General features: G+C 62.1%; 6 protein-coding genes. 2 read left to right on the top strand and 4 right to left on the bottom strand.

Annotated elements, in window-relative coordinates:
* Window positions 1–4 precede the first annotated feature (4 nt).
* Window positions 5–12,988 (bottom strand): non-ribosomal peptide synthetase, encoded by a 12,984-nt coding sequence (locus JIO00_RS09130; protein WP_200667997.1) that lies wholly within the window; start codon window positions 12,986–12,988, stop codon window positions 5–7.
* 377 nt (window positions 12,989–13,365) lie between these two features.
* Between JIO00_RS09130 and JIO00_RS09125 the strand changes: the two genes are divergently transcribed.
* A complete protein-coding gene (locus JIO00_RS09125; protein WP_010461205.1) occupies window positions 13,366–13,914 on the top strand; it encodes an RNA polymerase factor sigma-70 in 549 nt (182 codons plus the stop codon).
* Between the two features lie 156 nt (window positions 13,915–14,070).
* Here the strand turns inward: JIO00_RS09125 and JIO00_RS09120 are convergent, their stop codons facing one another.
* The 3 genes from JIO00_RS09120 to JIO00_RS09110 all read right to left on the bottom strand — a co-directional run bounded on the left by JIO00_RS09120 (window position 14,071) and on the right by JIO00_RS09110 (window position 16,698).
* Window positions 14,071–15,084 (bottom strand): GNAT family N-acetyltransferase, encoded by a 1,014-nt coding sequence (locus JIO00_RS09120; protein WP_200667995.1) that lies wholly within the window; start codon window positions 15,082–15,084, stop codon window positions 14,071–14,073.
* A gap of 100 nt (window positions 15,085–15,184) precedes the next feature.
* The gene (locus tag JIO00_RS09115) at window positions 15,185–15,979 is read right to left on the bottom strand and encodes a substrate-binding periplasmic protein (RefSeq protein WP_172792463.1); all 795 of its coding nucleotides are present in this window, start codon (window positions 15,977–15,979) and stop codon (window positions 15,185–15,187) included.
* Window positions 15,980–16,074: 95 nt separating this feature from the next.
* Window positions 16,075–16,698: a TetR/AcrR family transcriptional regulator gene (locus tag JIO00_RS09110; RefSeq protein WP_077747895.1), complete on the bottom strand. Its 624-nt coding sequence runs from the start codon at window positions 16,696–16,698 to the stop codon at window positions 16,075–16,077.
* 178 nt (window positions 16,699–16,876) lie between these two features.
* Here JIO00_RS09110 and JIO00_RS09105 point away from each other — a divergent pair, with 178 nt between their 5' ends.
* Window positions 16,877–18,679 carry an acyclic terpene utilization AtuA family protein gene (locus tag JIO00_RS09105; RefSeq protein WP_010461213.1) on the top strand — a complete coding sequence of 601 codons (1,803 nt, stop codon included), beginning with the start codon at window positions 16,877–16,879 and terminating at the stop codon, window positions 18,677–18,679.
* The last annotated feature ends 5 nt before the right edge of the window (window positions 18,680–18,684 follow it).

The following is an 18,684-nucleotide window of genomic DNA, read 5'->3' as shown; positions in this document are numbered from 1 at the left end:
AGAATCAAAACCCCTCCAACTCCGCCATCAAGTCATTGAGGCGATCCACCTTCTCCTCGGTGATGTCACTCGCCGCCAACCCGTTGATGTACTCGGCCAACTCCGCCACCGTGCTGCACTCGAACATCGCCCGCAACGGCACATCCCGTTGCAAGGCTTTCTGCACCCGCGAAGCAATCTGCGTCGCCAGCAACGAATGCCCGCCCAGTTCGAAGAAGTTGTCCTGCGCGCCGACCTTCTCGACCTTCAGCACCTCGGCCCAGATATTCGCCAGTGTCTGCTCCAGCTCGGTGCGCGGCGCCTGGTAATCCTGGCTCTGCAACTGGCCGATCTCCAGCGCCGGCAGCGCCTTGCGGTCGAGTTTGCCGTTGGCATTGAGCGGCATCCGCTCCAGCCACAACCAGTGCAGCGGCACCATGTATTCCGGGAGTTCGGTACGCAGGCGTTGCTTGATGCGTTCGAGTCGCTCCGTTGGCTTGATCAAAGCATCCGCCGCGACCAAATAGCCGACCAGATGCTTGCCGTTCACGCCTTCCTGCACACCGACCGCCGCTTCGCGCACTTCCGGTTGCTCATGCAGGCGTGCTTCGATTTCACCCAGTTCGATGCGGTAACCGCGAATCTTCACTTGATGGTCGATACGCCCAACGTATTCCAGCACGCCGTCACTGCGACGTCGGGCCAAGTCGCCGGTGCGATACAGACGATCCCCCGGCGCGCCAAACGGGTTCGGTACAAATACCAGGGCGGTGCGCAACGGGTCGCTGACGTAACCACGCCCGACCCCGGTGCCGGCGACGCACAACTCGCCCACCGCACCCAACGGCACCAGGTCCAGCGCACCATCGAGCAGGTACAAACGGTTGTTGTCGGTCGGCGTACCGATGGGCAGGTAACTGCCACGGGTCGAGGCCATGTCAACGCGGAAGAACGCCACGTCGTCCGAGCATTCCGCCGGGCCATAGGCATTCACTAGCCCGATCTCCGGGTAGCGCAGCAGCCATTGATGCGCCAGTTCCGGCGGCATCGCTTCACCGGTCGGCAGCATCCAGCGCAGGCCGTCGAGGCTCATGCGTTCCTGGGCGAGCATGCCCTGAATCAGCGACGGTACGCTTTCCAGCACCGTAATGCCCTGGGCCGACACATGCGCCAGCAACCCTTGCGGATCATGGGCGATGGTGTTCGGCACAATGTCCACCCGCGCCCCGAACAGCGGTGCGGCGAGGAACTGCCAGACCGAAATGTCGAAGCTTTGCGAAGCGGTCTGGGCGATCACATCAACCTCGCTGAGATTCAGGTACGGCACCTTGCTCAACTGGTTGTTGAGCATGCCGCGCTGTTCGACCATCACGCCTTTGGGCAAACCGGTGGAGCCGGAGGTGTAGATCACATAGGCGAGGTTGTCCGGGCCGCTGTAAACACCCGGATTCGCCACCGATACATCGCTCGCCTGCACCTCTTCCCAGACCAGTAATTTCGGCCGGTTGGCGCAACTGAACGCCTCCAGCAGCGCGACCGCCTGTTCACGACAGGTTTGCGTGCAGACCAGCAATGGCGTGCGGCTCAGGTCGATGATCCGGCTCAGACGCTGACTCGGCAGCCCCGGGTCCAGCGGCAGATAACCCGCGCCCGCCTTGAAGCTGCCGATGATCATGCCGAGCAAATCGAGGTTACGTTCGGCCAGCAATGCCACCGGTTGATCCAGCCCGACCCCGGCCGCGATCAACGCATGACCGAGGCGGTTGCTGCGCCGGTTCAGTTCGACATAACTGTGTTGCTGATCCAGGCAACTGGCGGCAATCCGCTGCGGATGCCGAGCGACCTGCGCTTCGAACAACGCGACATAGCTTTGTTCCAGCGGGTAATCGTGCTCGCTCTGGTTGCAGCCGTGGATCAGGAAATCCTGTTCCTCGTCGCCCAGCAACGGCAGATCGGCCATGTCGCCATGGAAGCCTTCGACCAGCGCCAGCAACAATCGCTTGAACTCGCCGAGCATGCGCTCGACGGTCGATTCGTCGAAATAACGCTGGTCGTAAGACAGGTGCAGCCCCAGGTCATCCCCCGGATAGCAGACCGCCGTCAGCGGGAAGTTGGTGTGGGTGCGGCCCGAGTCCGACGTGGCGTTGAGGCTCTGTGCACGGTCCAGCACCGAGACTTCCACCGGAGCGTTTTCGAACACGAACAGGCTGTCGAACAGCGGTTGGCCCTTGGGCAGTTCGCTGTTTTCCTGAATGCTCACCAGCGGCAGGTATTCGTACTCGCGCAGTTGCATGTTGCTGTCGAGCAAACCACTCAACCACTGGCGCACACTGCAACGCTGATCGTCCTCGGGCATTTTCACCCGCAGCGCAATGCTGTTGATGAACAGCCCGACGGTGCGCTGCATCTGCGGCATGTCCACCGGACGCCCGGCCACCGTGACGCCGAACAGCACGTCACGATCACCGCTCAAACGTCGTAGCACCAAGGCCCACGCCGCTTGCGCAAAGGTGTTGATGGTCAGTTGATGCGCCTGCGCCAGTTCGCGCAGGCGCGCACCGTCGCGAGCATCAAGCCTTGTGTAGCGGTCACCGACGATCATGCCGCCGCTTTCACCGGCATGCTCACGCAGGAACGGCCGGTCGCTCGGGATCGGCGTGGTCCGTTCGAAACCTTGCAGATTGGTTTTCCACCACTGCCGCGCCTCGGCCAGGCTCTGGCGTTGCAGCCAGCCAATGTAGTCGCGATAACGCGGGGGCACGGTCAGTTGCGCTTCCCGGCCTTCGCCGAGGGCGGTGTAGATTTCGAAAAAATCGTTCATCAGCAGCGAGCGGCACCAGGCATCAATCAGGATGTGGTGGTTGCTCATAATGAACCAGTAACGCGCCGCGCCGACCTTGATCAAGCGCAGGTGGAAAGGTGCCTGATTGAGCAGATCGAACCCGGCTTCACGCTCGCTTTTGAGCAGCGCTTGCAGTTTCGGCTCTTGCTCGGCTTCGGCAATGTGCGTCCAGTCGAGGATCTCGATCGGCGTGCTGCCGGGTTTGTGGATCACTTGCAGCATGTCTTCGCCAACGTTCCAGCAGAACGATGCGCGCAGGGCTTCGTGGCGGGCGATCACCGCTTGCCAGGCCTGGGCGAAACGTTGCGGGTCGAGTTCGCTGTTGATGCGGTAGCGATCCTGCATGTAGTAGAGGCCGGTGCCCGGTTCCAGCAAGGTGTGCAGCAGCATGCCTTCCTGCATCGGGGTCAGCGGGTAGACGTCTTCGATGACGGCGGCCGGGATTGGCAACGCGTCGATTTGCGGCTGGGTCAGTTTCGCCAACGGGAAGTCCGACGGCGTCAGGCCTCCCGCATCGTCGCGCAGGCAATGTTCGATCAGGCTTTGCAGTTCGCCAAGATAAGCGTTGGCCAGGTCGGTGATGGCTTGCGGATCGTGGCGTTCGGAGCTGAAAGTCCAGCGCAGCACCAGTTCACCGCCATACACCTGACTGTCGACGCTCAGCTCATTGGGCAGCGGCGCGTGCGGATCGTGGGCCGCGCCGACGGGCTCGTCCAGCGGACGGAACAAGGCGTCCGCGCCGAAGCTCTGGTCGAACTGACCGAGGTAGTTGAAGGTGATCGGCGCCACCGGCAACGCGGCCAGGGTCTGACGACTCAGATCATCGGCCAGATAACGCAGCACGCCATAACCCAGGCCTTTGTGCGGCACGGCACGCAGTTGTTCCTTGATCGCCTTGATCGAGGCGCCCTGCCCGTCCGCCGGCATAAGGCGTAACGGATAAGCGCTGGTGAACCAGCCGACGGTGCGGGTCAGGTCGATCTCGTCGAACAGGGTTTCGCGGCCGTGGCCTTCAAGCTGAATCAGCGCCGATTCCTCTCCGCTCCAATTGCACAGCACCCGAGCCAACGCGGTCAGCAGCAGGTCGTTGACGTGCGTGCGATAGGCACTCGGCGCCTGTTGCAGCAACTGGCGAGTACGCTCGGCATCGAGGCGCACGCTGACGGTTTGCGCATGCCGGTTCTGCCGCCCGCCCTCAGGACGATTACAGGGCAATTCGGCGTTCGGCCCGGTCAGTTGCGACTGCCACCAGCTCAGTTCTTCACGCAGGGATTCGCTGCCGGCGTAGGCCTGCAAACGGGCGGACCAATCCTTGAAGGCGCTGGTTTTCGCCGGCAGTTTGACCGACTGCCCGGCGTCCAGTTGACGGTAAACGGTTTGCAGATCGTCGAGCAGCACCCGCCACGAAACGCCGTCCACCACCAAGTGGTGAATGGCGATGAACAGCCGTTGTACGCCCTCGGGACCATCGACCAGCAACACGCGCATCAGCGGCCCCTGTTCGAGGTCGAGGCTGCGCTGGGCATCGGCGAACAGCGCAGCGCATTTGTCCATGGACGAAACTCGCACTTGCCACAGCACCGGCACGTTGGAAATCGCCTGATGCTCGGCGCGCCATTGCGTGTCGGTCTGGCTGAAACGCAACCGCAGGGCATCGTGCTGTTCGATTACCGCCAGCAGCGCTTGCTCCAGGCGATGGGGTTCCAGCGCGACGGTCGGCTCCAGAAGCAACGCCTGGTTCCAGTGCTGACGCTCAGGAATGTCAGTGTCGAAGAACCAGTGCTGAATCGGCGTCAGACGCGACTCACCGCTGAGCAGGCCTTGCTCGGCGGTGACCTGCTCGGTGCGGGTGGCCACGGCGGCCAGGGTTTGCACGGTCTGGTGCTGGAACAGGTCACGAGGACTGAAATGAATGCCCTGCTGCCGCGCACGGCTGACCACCTGGATTGACAGAATCGAATCGCCGCCCAGTTCGAAGAAGTTGTCGTTAAGGCCCACTTGCTCGACGTTCAGCACCTCGCACCAGATGCCGGTCAAGGTCAGCTCTAGCTCGTTGCTTGGCGCCACGTAGTGTTGACGGTTGAGTTCCGGGTCCGGCGCTGGCAAGGCGCGGCGGTCGAGTTTGCCATTGGTGGTCAGCGGCATGCTGGCCAGCAGGATGAGGTGCGTCGGCACCATGTAATCCGGCAGTTGCGATTTGAGGTGATGCTTCAGCGCTTCACGCAATGCCGCTTGTTGCGTTTCCTCCTGCTCGGCGACCTCGGTCACCAGATAGCCGACCAGCTGTTTGCCGCTCGGCGCGTCGAGGGCCAGGACCACGGCTTCGCGGACCGACTCATGCTCCAGCAGACGGGTTTCGATCTCGCCCAACTCGATGCGGAACCCGCGAATCTTCACTTGATGGTCGATGCGCCCCAAGTACTCCACCAGGCCATCGGCACGCTGGCGCACCAGGTCGCCGGTGCGGTACAGACGTCCGCCATCGGCGGCGAATGGATCCGCCACAAACCGTTCGGCGGTCATGCCTGGTCTCTGGTGATAACCCTGCGCCAGACCGGCGCCACCGACGAACAACTCACCGGTCGCGCCTTGCGGTACCAAGGCCAGGTCGGCATCGAGGATGTAGGCGACCCGCGCGCCGATCACGCTGCCGATCGGCACGCTGGCCAAGCCTTCTTCCAGCTGTTCGGGTGCGAGACTGGCCAATGGCATGACCACGGTTTCGGTCGGGCCGTAGGCGTTGAAAAACAGGCTTGGTTTGAACGCCGCACGGATTCGCGTCAGGTGTTCACCGGTCAGGGCCTCGCCGCCGGTGATGCACATGCGCACCGGGAGGATTTCGCCCTGGGTCGCCAGCCACTGCGCCAATTGGCTGCCATAGCTTGGGGTGAAGCCGAGGATGTTGATGTGGTGGCGACGAATGAGCCCGCAGATGTCTTCCGCGTCCCATTGGCCTTGGGCGCGCAGGACAACGTGCGCACCACTCAACAACGGCACCAGCAAACGCTCGGTCGCAGCGTCGAAGTTGATCGAATAGAAATGCAGTTCGCAATCGTCCGGGCGCATGCCGAAGCGCTCAATGACCGCTTGGCAATGCATGGCGATTTCACCGTGGGACACCACCACACCTTTCGGTTTGCCGGTCGAACCCGAGGTGTAAATCAGGTACGCCTGATGTTGCGGCAGGCTGATAAAGGGCAGTTCGGTGGCCGGGTAATGGGCCAACGCGGCGGCGTCCTCTTCGAGGCACCAACGGCCGACGCTGGCCGGCAATTCGCCGAGCGCGTCGAACATCGCCGCATCGCTGAGCAGCAAACCGATGCCGCTGTCCTCGATCATGTAATGCAAGCGATCGAGCGGGTATTCCGGGTCCAGCGGCACATAAGCGCCGCCGGCCTTGAGGATCGCCAGCAGGCCGACGACCATTTCCAGCGAACGCTCAAGCGCCAGGCCGACGCGAACCTGCGGGCCGACACCGCGTTCGCGAAGCATCCAGGCCAGGCGATTGGCGCGGCTGTCGAGTTCGGCGTAGCTCAGGGTTTCACCCGCAAACGTCAACGCCGGTGCGTCTTTGCGGGCGAGGGCTTGCTCGCTGAACAGGTGATGGATGCATTGATCGAGGCGATGCTCGCCCGGTTCGACGCCAAGGCTGTCCAACAGCTTTTGCTGTTCCGTGGCTTCGAGCAACGGCAACTCGCAGAGTCGCTGTTGCGGATCGCTCAGCAGCGCTTCCAGCAGATTGCGCCAGTGCCCGGCCATGCGTGCAATGCGCGGTTCATCGAACAAATCGGTGCTGTAAGTTAGGCAGCAACCCAGTCGATGATCGAGGTCGGTGACTTCCAGGTTGAGGTCGAACTTGGTCGCCCGGGCATCGTTGGCCAGGTACTCGACGGTCATGCCGGCCAGGGTGCGGCTTTGCTGGAATTCCCAGCGTTGCACGTTGCACATCACCTGGAACAGCGGGTTGTACGCGGCACTGCGCGGTGGCTGCAAGGCCTCAACCAAGTGATCGAATGGCAAGTCCTGATGGGACTGGCCTTCGATCACCGTGTGGCGCACCTGCTCGAACAATTCACCGACGGACATCTGCCCGTCGAGCTGGCAACGCAGCACTTGGGTGTTGAGGAACGCCCCGATCAGTCCTTCGCTTTCCGGGCGAATCCGGTTGGCCACCGGCGCGCCGATGCGCAGGTCGTTTTGGCCGCTGTAGCGATAAAGCAGCACGGCCAGTGCGGCTGTCATGGTCATGAACAGGGTCAGGCCGTTTTGCGCGTTGAAGGCGCGCACCCGTGCGGCGAGGTCATCGCTCAGGTCGAAACGGAACAGTTCGCCCTGATGGCTTTGCACCGGCGGACGTGGACGGTCGGCGGGCAATTCCAGCAGCGGATGTTCGCGGCCCAGTTGCGCGGTCCAGTAGTCGAGCTGGCGCTGGCGCTCGCCGGATTCCAGCCACTGGCGCTGCCAGACGCTGTAATCCAGGTACTGCACTGGCAGCGGTGCCAACGGCGATTCGCGGTCATCGACGAACGCTTCGTACAGCGCGCTCAGTTCCCGGGCAAAGATGTCCATCGCCCAGCCTTCGGTGACGATGTGGTGCAAAGTCAGCACCAGATAGTGTTCGTGCTCGGCGGTCTTGACCAGACAGGCGCGCAGCAGCGGACCGGTTTCCAGATCAAACGGTTTATGTGCCTCGTCGTCAGCCAGTTGCTGCACCCGTTGCTCACGGCTGTCGGCCTCCAGCGCCGAGAAGTCCTTCCAGTCCATGCGCATGCCGGTTTGCGCATGCACCTGTTGGCGGGCCACGCCGTCGATGCTCGGGAATGTGGTGCGCAGGGTTTCGTGACGCATGATCAGCGCTTGCAACGCCGCTTCGAAACGCCCGACATCGAGTACACCGCGCAACCGTGCCATGCCGCCGACGTTATAGGCCGGGCTGTCCGGCTCCATTTGCCAGAGAAACCACATGCGTTGCTGGGAATAAGAGAGCGGCACCGGTTGGCGGCGGTCGACGTTCTCGATGGGCGGTTGCTGGTTGGTCTTGCCGCTGGCCTGGATCAGTTGCACCTGTTCGGCAAACGCGCCCAGCTCACTGTTTTCGAACAGTGCCCGCAGCGGCAACTCAACGTCGCAGGCCTGACGGGTGCGGGAAATGATTTGCGTGGCCAGCAACGAATGACCGCCGAGGGCGAAGAAATCGTCACGCAGCCCAATCTGCCCAAGGCCGAGGACTTCGCGCCAGATGCCGGCGATTTGCTGCTCAAGCGCTGTGACCGGCTCGACGTGTTCGCGCACTTGCCATTGCGGTTCGGGCAAGGCACGACGGTCGAGTTTGCCGCTCGGGCTCAGGGGCATTTCGTCCAGGCGCATCAGCTGCGCCGGGACCATGTATTCCGGCAGCTCAGCCGCCAGTGCAGCTTTCAGGCGTGCGGTTTGAACATCAACCTGTTCAATGGAATCGGTGGCGGTGTAGTAACCGATCAATTGGCCACCGGCGGCCGTTTCGCGCACCAGCACCACGGCTTGGGCGACGCCTTCCTGGGCCAGCAAGCGCGCTTCGATTTCTTCGGGCTCGACACGGAAGCCGCGCAGTTTGACCTGCTGATCGAGGCGACCGAGGTATTCGATCACCCCATCCGCCGTCCAGCGCGCACGGTCGCCGGTGCGGTACAGACGCGCGCCCTGCTCGCCCAGTGGATCGACGACAAAACGTTCAGCGGTCAGTCCCGGACGGCCCAGATAACCACGGGCAAGGCCGATGCCGCTGATGCACAGCTCACCCGGCACCCCGACCGGCACCGGGTTGAGGTCGCTGTCGAGCACGCGGCACACCACGTTGCCCAAAGGATGGCCAATCGGCGAGCGCTCGCCATCGGCGCGGACGCAGTGCCAATGGGTGACGTTGATTGCGGTTTCGGTCGGGCCGTAGCGGTTGTGCAATTGCACGGCCGGCAGCTGTTCCAGCACGCGGTTGCGCAGCTCGGCGGGTAAGGCTTCGCCACCGGAGAAGACCCGGCGCAGGCTGGTGCATTCGGCGGTCAGCGGCTCGTCGATGAACAACGAAAGCAGTGGCGGCACGAAGTGCAGCGTGGTCACGCCGTATTGCTGAACCAGCTGCGCGATGCGATGCGGATCGCGGTGCTCGCCGGGGCCGGCAATCAGCAAGCGGGCGCCGGTGATCAGCGGCCAGAAGCACTCCCACACCGACACGTCGAAACTGATCGGGGCTTTTTGCATCAGCACGTCGGTGTCGTTCAAACCGTAGGTGTTCTGCATCCATTGCAGGCGCTCGGCGAGCGCCGCGTGGGTGTTGCCGACGCCCTTGGGTTGACCGGTGGAACCGGAGGTGTAAATCACGTAGGCGAGGTTGTCGCCGTGAAGGTGCAGGCCCGGCGCCTGGCTTGGCCAGTTCTCCAGATGCAGCGCATCCATGGCGATGAAGCTGACGCCATCGGTGGCCGGCAGGCGTTCGAGCAATTGGGTCTGGGTCAGCAGCAACTCCACGCCGCTGTCGCTGAGCATGTAGGCCAGGCGCTCGGCCGGGTAATCCGGGTCCAGCGGCACGTAGGCACCACCAGCCTTGATGATCGCCAGCAGGCCGATCAGCAACTGCGGCGAACGCTCGGCGGCGATGGCCACGCAGACGTCCGGGCCGACGCCTTTGTCGCGCAGGTAATGGGCCAGGCGGTTGGCCTGGGTGTGCAGTTCGGCGAAATCGAGGCTGCCGCCGTCCCAGATCAGCGCGGTGCGTTCCGGGGTCTGGCGCGCTTGCTCGTTGAGCCGTTCCGGCAACCATTGGCTGGCCGGTGTGCACGGCGCGGCGCTCCAGGACGATTGTTGGTCGTGTTCGTTTGCGCTCAGCAGTGGCAGGTCGCCGATGGCGGTGGACGGTAGCTCGCAAATGGCTCGCAGCAGGTGGCTGAAATGCTCGGCCAGGCGCTCGATGGTCGTCGCGTCGAACAGCTCGCTGGCGTAGTCGAAGGACAGGCTCAAGCGACCCTTCTGGTCTTCTTCGCTGTGCAGTTGCAGGTCGAACTTGGCTTCGCGGCTGTGCCACGGCAGTTCTTCGGCGAGCAATCCCGGCAGGCGGCGCAGCGCGCTCAAGTCCCGTTGCTGGTGGTTGAACATCACCTGGAACAAGCCTTGTTCGCGCGCTTGCGGGAATGCTTCGAGCAGTTGTTCGAACGGCAGATCCTGATGCGCTTGCGCCCCCAGCGCGGCCTGGCGGGTTTGCGCCAGCAGCTCAACGAATGGCAGGCGCGAATCCACGTCGGCACGCAGCACCTGGGTGTTGATGAAGAAGCCGATCAGCCCTTGGGTTTCCAGGCGCGGGCGGTTGGCATTCGGCACGCCGATGCGGATGTCGCGCTGGCCGCTGTAGCGGTGCAACAGGCTCTGGAAGGCGGCGAGCAACAGCATGAACGGCGTCGACTCATGCGCCTGGGCGGTCTGGCGAATGGCATCGCTCAGGGTCGCGGCGAGCTTTATCGAGTGGCGGGCAGCACTGTGAACGTGCTGCGCCGAGCGCGGATGATCGGTGGCCAGGTTCAGCGTTGGATGCTCTTCGCCCAACTGCGTTTTCCAGTAGGCGAGTTGACGCTCGCCCTCCCCTTGCGCCAGCCATTGACGCTGCCAGCTGCCGTAATCGGCGTATTGGGTTGGCAATGCGGGAAGCGTGGCCTTTTGTCCCTGGGAAGCCGCGGCGTACAGGCGCGAGAACTCGTCGATCAGCACGTTCAGCGACCAGCCATCGGCAATGATGTGATGCATCGTCACCAGCAGTTGATGGTCATCGTCGTCGAGGCGCACCAGCGTCACCCACAGCAGCGGGCCTTTCTCCAGATCGAACTGGGTGCGGGCTTCGTCCTCACGGATGTGCAGCGCGCGGGCTTCGCGCTCCTCGGCGGGCAGTTCGCTGATGTCGATCAATTGCAGGTTGAATTCGCCCGCCGCATCGACCTGCTGGAGCGCCACGCCGTCCCGTTCGAAGAAGCGTGTGCGCAAGGATTCATGACGTTCGATCAGTTGCTGGAAACTGGCGCGCAAGGCGTTTTCGTCCAGCTCTCCACGCAGGCGCAAGGCCCCGGGAATGTTGTAGGCGCTGCTGTGCGGATCGAGTTGCCAGGTAATCCAGAGGCGGTTTTGCGCCAGAGACTGTGGCATCGGTTCGTGACGCGACAACGGAGTAATCACGCCTTGGGCCAGGCCGCCATCCTGTTGCAGCTGAGCGACAGCGGCAGTGAAGGCGCCGAGGGTTGGCGCTTCGAACAGCAGGCGCAGGTTCAGCTCCAGTCCGAGTGTTTCACGCAGTCGCGCAACCACTTGAGTGGCGGCGATGGAATTGCCGCCGAGCAGGAAGAAGTGATCGTCGGCGTTGACCTGTTTGACCTGCAGTTGCTCGCTCCAGATCTGGCCGATCAAGGCTTGCAGTTCGGAACCCGACGCTGTGCCGGATTCGCCCTGAACGTCCGCCGAAGGGAACAGCGCGTAGCTGTCGAGGCTGCCGTCCGTCAGACGATTGCGGCAGGCCGAACGTTGCAGTTTGCCGCTGGAGGTTTTGGGCAATGCGCCCGGATTGAGCAGCACCACCACGCTCGGCGCTTCCTGATACGCCTCGGCCACCGCTTGGCGGATGGCTTTGATCAACGCGTCGGGCGGGAGGATTTTCTGCACGCTACGGCTGATTTCCGCGGCGATGCCGATGCCTTCCTGGCCATCGACAGTGACCGCGAAGGCCGCGACACGACCTTTGCGCACCACTTCCACTTCGCGTTCGACGGTCTGTTCGATGTCTTGCGGATACAGGTTGTGACCACGAACGATCAGCATGTCTTTCAGGCGCCCGGTGATGAACAGTTCACCGTCACGCATGAAACCCAGGTCGCCGGTGCGCAGCCAGGTCCGGTCGTTGTGCTGGACGAAGGTCTTGGCGCTGGCCTCGGGGTTGCGCCAGTAGCCATGGGCGATGCTGGGCCCGGCAGCCCACACTTCGCCGACGGCGTTGTCGGCGAGTTCGTTGAGCGCGACCGGGTCGACAATCAACACCGCGTGATCCGGCTGGCTGATGCCGCAACTCATGATCGCGCTGCCCTCGCCAGGCTCTGCGCGGTTTTGGGCCAGGGCTTGATCGTCCACGCGCAGGTTGCCGATGCCCCGACCGCGCGGGGTTCCGGCGACAAACAAGGTGGCTTCGGCCAACCCGTAGGACGCCATGAAATTGTCAGTGGTGAAACCGCACACCGCGAACTTTTCGCCGAAACGATCCAGGGTGTCGAGACGAATCGGTTCGGAGCCGGAATACGCGACGCGCCAGCCGCTCAGGTCGAGGCGTTCCAGCGCCGACTCACTGACGCGCTCGCTGCACAGGCGATAGGCGAAATCCGGGCCGCCGCTGATGGTGCCGCCGTATTCGCTGATCGCTTCCAGCCAGCGCAACGGCCGGCCGAGGAAGTACGCCGGTGACATCAACACACACGGCACGCCGCTGAAAATCGGCTGCAACAGACCGCCGATCAGGCCCATGTCGTGGTACAGCGGCAGCCAGCTGACGATCACGTCATCCGGGTTCAGATCGATACCGAAGCCATGACGGATCAGCAGTTCATTGGCCACCAGGTTGCCGTGGCTGACTTGCACGCCTTTGGGCAACGCGGTGGAACCGGAGGTGTATTGCAAAAAGGCGATGTGGTCACCGGCCAGGTTCGGCGCGACCCAGCTGGCGGCCAAGGCACCGTCGAGGGTGTCGACGCACAGCAGCGGCGGCGCACCTTCAATCTGCTGCAAGGCGTCACGCAGGCCGGCGCTGGTCAGCAGCAGGCGCGGCTCGGCATCGTTGATGATCGACAGCAAACGTTCCTGGTGATGACGTTTAGCCGACTCCGGCGGATAAGCCGGCACCGCGATCACTCCGGCGTACAGGCAACCAAAAAACGCCGCGACGTAATCCGGGCCGCTCGGAAACAGCAGCACGGCGCGATCGCCGAATTCAGCCTCGGCCTGCAACGCACCGGCAATGGTCCGCGCCCGCTGATCCAGCTCGCGATAACTGAGGACCACGGCCTGCTCCGGGGTTTCGGCGAGAAAACGCAAGGCCACCCGATCCGGCGTCAGGGCCGCTCGGCGCTGGAGAGCTTGGACCAGATTGCTTGGGAGTTCGAACGCGTCGGTCATGAGGTTTCCTGCCTGAATTCGGCTTGCAAATGGAATCGGTTTTCTTACGTCACGCCCACTAAAGGGCATGCAGGACGCGGTCTTCGCCGACTGCGCAAGGCATTGGGAGTGCGGTTTTGGCCGGGATTTACCCGGCACCTTTCACCAATGAGAACGGATGACGTCTTGAAATAATTAGTCGGCAGGGTCGATCGTCAACGGAACCAACTGCTGCACGCGAGTGCGACAGCGTGTCGCAGTTCTCACTCTGCACCACTGAGGAGCATTAGTTCTCTTTCTCAATTGACAATCATTATCATTCAGCATAATTTGTCGCTCGATGTGTAGGACGGCCCCCCCCGCCGTCCCACCAACCTATTGGCAGCAAGGTGATTTCCATGACGGAACAAGTATCCACAAGCAGGTGCGATTCACCGCTACTTCAGGCCTTTGTCGACAACCGACTGATTCTGGTCAAGATTGCAGCGCGGATTACCGGTTGCCGGTCGCGTGCTGAAGACGTGGTCCAGGATGCGTTTTTCCGGCTGCAATCGGCGCCGCAAATCACGTCATCCTTCAAGGCTCAGCTCAGTTATCTGTTCCAGATCGTGCGCAACCTGGCGATCGACCACTATCGCAAGCAGGCGCTGGAGCAGAAATACTCCGGGCCGGAAGAGGAAGGTCTGAACGTGGTGATTCAGGGCGCTTCGCCGGAAACCTCGCACATCAATTTCTCGACCCTGGAAAACATCGCCGATGCGCTGACGGAGCTGCCCAGCCGTACCCGTTACGCCTTCGAGATGTACCGCCTGCACGGCGTGCCGCAAAAGGACATCGCCAAGGAACTTGGCGTCTCGCCGACCCTGGTGAACTTCATGATTCGCGATGCGCTGGTGCACTGCCGCAAGGTGTCGGGCAATCGTGTGGATACCTTTGCCCGTCGCTAAAAGCTCCAATTTGCGGTGACCCCGATCGCGAGCAGGCTCACTCCTACATTGGATCTTTGGTGTTCACCGATTGTGTGTTCACTGGAGATTCAATGTGGGAGCGAGCCTGCTCGCGATGGGGCACTCAAGGTCAGTGCAGAACTTGAGCCATAAGCATCACGCCAACTTGCACCGAGCAAAAAACCGCTCCCGCCCCAGCATCATCAACGCCGCGCGCTTGTGCGAAAAGTCGAACTCTTTCTCACAGTGGTAACCCTGATCCTGCATGTACTTGATCATCTTCCCGTTGTCGGCGCGAGGCTCGGCGACGACTCGCTGGGTGCGCGGATCGTCAAGAAACAGGTAGTGCGTCAACGCCGATAACCAGCTCGCCACCTTGTGCGGGCCACGGTGATTTTCTTCACCCACCAGCATGTGGATACCACGGTCGTAATCGCCGGTGTCATAGAACGGCGCGATGCGATCTTCCTTGGCCCAGTAGGCTTCGAAATAGGCAAACGGCTGATCATCGAAACAACCGATCAGGGTCAGGGTGTGAGGATCGGCTTCGAGTTTGCTCAGGTACTCGCGGTGCTGCTCAAGACTGCCCTCTTCCTGCCAGAAACTCGCGACCCGCGGGCTGTTCTGCCAGCGATTGAAACGCCCCAGGTCCAGATCGATGTCCAGCGTGCGCAGGGAAATCCAGCCACCGAGCCGCGCATCGAAGCGCCGATAGACTTCACCGCGTGGTTTTAGCGGACGCAGCGGATGACGCTTGCCGCCACTGATGACCATTTGCTGCGGATAAGTGTCGGCCTGCGCCTGGCTGAGCCACGGCTGGGGCAACTGCCAGAACAGCGTGCGCTCGCAACGGTATTGGCCGGCGGTGTCGGTGGGAATCAGCAAACCGCTCGCCAAGGCGTCGGCAGGCGATTGCTGCAGTTGAAACGTCAGGTGCTGGCACGCCGGATCACGGGCAAACAGCCAATAGCAGGTGGCCCAGAGCGCCTGACTTTCAGGCGTGTCGAAACGCTTTTCGACCTGCACCTGCACATCGGGCTCGCGCTTCAGGCGCAGCTCGATCAGCGGCTGCCCTTCCAGGCTGAGGTGCAGGCGACTCTGGGTTTCATCAGCTACAAGACGGCTTCCGTTGGGCAAGGCCAGGGCAGTCAGGTCATTCAGATTGGGCATGGGTCGGGCTCACGATAATCGTCGACAGTTCAACCCTGTGACGTGAGCCGGGGCAGGAAATTTAAGTGAAGTCGCGAACTGGCGCGACCGGCGGTGTCATTCAGGGCTTGGGCACCGCCACCACCGCAATCTTGTATGGATCGAAAATCTTCAGCATCTGCCCATTGTCACGCAACCCTTGCAGCAACTTGCCGAACGCCTCGCCGCTGATGGGCGCGGACGGACGCAGGATCGCGTAGTGGTGATACACCTGATCGACGCGCTGCGACACCAGCAGCTGATCGGCCACGAGCTCGTTGCGCAGCAGGTAATCGCTCAGGTAGGAACGCGTCACCAAGGCAATGTCTGCCCTCCCGCGCAGCACCATCAGCAGGTTGCTGTCATGGGAATAGGTCAGCGTGGCGTCGTAGTTCTGCGCGAGGAATTTCGGGTCGGCATTGAAGTTGGCGAACTCGTAGTGATAGCCGCTGAACAGCGCCAGACGCTTGCCGGTGAGGTCGGCAAAATAACTTTGCTGGCGCTCGGGCTCACGTTGCGCGACGAAAATCTCGGCGTCTTCAAGCCCCATGTCGACGCTGACGTGGGGAATGTCCTTCCAGCCCCAGTCCGGGTTCTCGAAAATGGCCATGTCGACCCGACCTTGCTTGAAATCACCGAATCGCCGCGGAATCGAAGTCGGCACCAGGACGAACTGATAGTCGCTCTGCGATTGATTCAAGGCTTCTACCAATTGCGGCAGCAGGCCAGTGTCGGCACCGGATTCCGGGCGCACGGTATAAGGCGGGAAATGTGCGGCACCGACACGCACCAGTTGTGCAGCCTGGGACGGCAATACCCAAACCGCCGCGAGCGACGCCAGCAAAAGCCGCGTGGCCGTCCTAATTGGCGAAGACATCAAAACAACCCACTCCCCAAAAAATACCCATCAATGCATTCAAGCTAGGCGGTTTCGGCCACTTAGCCAGTTTCCTGCTGGCTCATGACACCTTATTACTTCTCTTCGAGCACAAGAATCAATGCTTCATCGGCCAATTGATCGAGGCTCATGCTGCCGCCGGCACGAAACCAGGTGGTGGTCCAGGACAACGCCCCCGTCAGAAAACGACGCGTGATGAACACATCGCCGCGGATAAAACCGGCGTCCTTGGCTTCACCCAACACCTGCAGCCAAAGCGCTTCGTAAATATCGCGCAGCGCCAGCACCTGCGCCTGACCGTCTTCGGACAGCGAACGCCATTCGTACACCAACACCGCCATGGCCTCGCCGCTGCCGCCCATGATCGACTGCAATTCGCAGCGAATCAGCGCCAGCACCCGCTCGCGTACATTGCCGGCCTCGGCCAGGGCGGCGTGCATCAACGCCGTGTTGTAGCGGATGGTCTCTTCCATCACCGCGCGCAGGATCTCGTCCTTGCTTTTGAAGTGATGAAAAATGCTGCCCGACTGAATGCCCACGGCGCCAGCCAGATCGCGCACCGTGGTGCGTTCATACCCTTTGTTACGGAACAGGTGAGCCGCCACTTGCAGCAGTTTGCCGCGGGCGCTGTCAGGGTCGGTCAATTGGCCGTTGTCGACCAATTCGCGCATGACCCCCAGGGCTTTTTGCTCGTCCACCCATTCTCTCCTACAGTCGATCAATCAAATGCGCCGCCCGCCGCTAAAACAGCGGGGTTGCGCGGGCAATTTAAGCTGGCGACGACAACCAAGCAAGCGCTCGGGCAGAAGATATTTCAGTCGTTTACAAACCAAGCGCTTGCTTGGTAGTCTCGATGCACTTCTATCGGAGGTGGTTATGGAAAGGACTGCGCCAGAAACGATTCGCATCGGATGCGCCAGCGCGTTCTGGGGCGATACCTCAACCGCTGCTGCGCAACTGGTGCACGGTGGGCGTCTGGACTATCTGGTCTTCGACTATTTGGCAGAAATCACGATGTCGATCATGGCCGGCGCACGGATGAAAGATCCGCAGGCGGGCTATGCGGGCGACTTCATCGAAGTCCTCAGCCCACTGCTTGGGCAACTCGCCGAACAACACATCCGCGTCATCAGCAATGCCGGCGGGGTCAATCCACAGGCCTGCGCCGCTGCCTTGCAAGCGGCTTGTGACAAGGCCGGGGTGGCACTGAAAATCGCCGTGTTGCTGGGCGACGACCTGCAACCGCAGTTCAAACAGCTGAGCAGCCGTGGCCTGCATGAAATGTTCAGCGGCGCGCCCTTGCCGCCGATGTGCGTCTCGACCAACGCCTACCTCGGCGCACCGGGCATTGTCGAAGCCCTTCGATTGGGTGCCGATATCGTCATTACCGGACGCGTCGTCGACAGCGCGGTCGTCAGTGCCGCGCTGGTCCATGAATTCGGCTGGTCCTGGCATGACTACGACAAACTGGCCCAGGCCGCATTGGCCGGGCACATCATCGAATGTGGCGCCCAGTGCACCGGCGGCAATTTCACCGATTGGCGCGATGTGCCCGATTACGAACACATTGGCTTCCCCATCGTCGAAGTCAGCGCCGACAGCCAGTTCATCGTCAGCAAACCCGAGGGCTCAGGCGGCCTGGTCACGCCGTTGACCGTCGGCGAACAAATGCTCTATGAAATCGGCAACCCCCAGGCCTACCTGCTGCCTGACGTGGTCTGCGATTTCACCCAGGTCAAACTTGTGCAACAAGGTAAAAACGCAGTTCAGGTGCATGGCGCCAAAGGCTTGCCGCCTACCGATCAATACAAGGTCAGCGCGACCTACCCGGACGGTTTCCGCTGCACCGCCAGTTGCCTGATCGCCGGGATCGATGCCGTGGCCAAGGCCGAACGGGTCGGCCAGGCGATCATCAACAAGACCTCGGAGATCTTCAGCCAGCGCGGCTGGGCGCCCTACAGCGAAGTGAACATCGAACTCCTGGGCAGCGAGGCCACTTACGGTGCCCACGGCCAACGCCAGGACAGCCGCGAAGTGGTGATCAAACTCGCGGTGCGCCATCCGAACAAACAGGCATTGATCGTGTTCTCCCGAGAAATCGCCCAGGCCGCCACCGGCATGGCGCCGGGACTGACCGGGATTGTCGGTGGACGGCCGACGGTGTATCCGCTGATCCGGCTGTTCTCGTTCCTCATCGACAAAACCGCCTGCACGCTGGAAATTGATCTACAGGGCCAACGCCACCCGTGCGCCCTGCCCGCCGTCGATGTGCTCGACCCGGATGACTTGCCCGTTCCGTTCGACCCACCGCAACCCACAGGCCGCGCCGATGCCAGCGTGGCCCTGATCAAACTCGCCGTCGCGCGCTCCGGCGACAAGGGTAATCACAGCAACATCGGCGTCATGGCCCGGGAAGCCGAGTATCTGCCATGGATCGCCGAAGCCCTGACGCCTGAGGTGATGGTCGACTGGATGAGCCATGTCCTTGACCCGATCCACGGACGTGTCGAGCGTTGGTATTTGCCCGGCACCCACAGTTTCAACTTTCTCCTGGAGAACGCCCTCGGCGGCGGTGGCGTGGCCAGCCTGCGAATCGATCCGCAAGGCAAAGCCTTCGCCCAGCAGTTGCTGGACATCCAGATTCCGGTGCCCCAGGGCATCGCCGACCAGGTCAACTAGAGGAC

The organism is Pseudomonas sp. SW-3, from assembly GCF_016615645.1.
Lineage (GTDB): Bacteria > Pseudomonadota > Gammaproteobacteria > Pseudomonadales > Pseudomonadaceae > Aquipseudomonas > Aquipseudomonas mandelii.
Note: the sequence above shows the minus strand (reverse complement) of the source record. Positions and strands in the feature narration are given on the sequence as shown.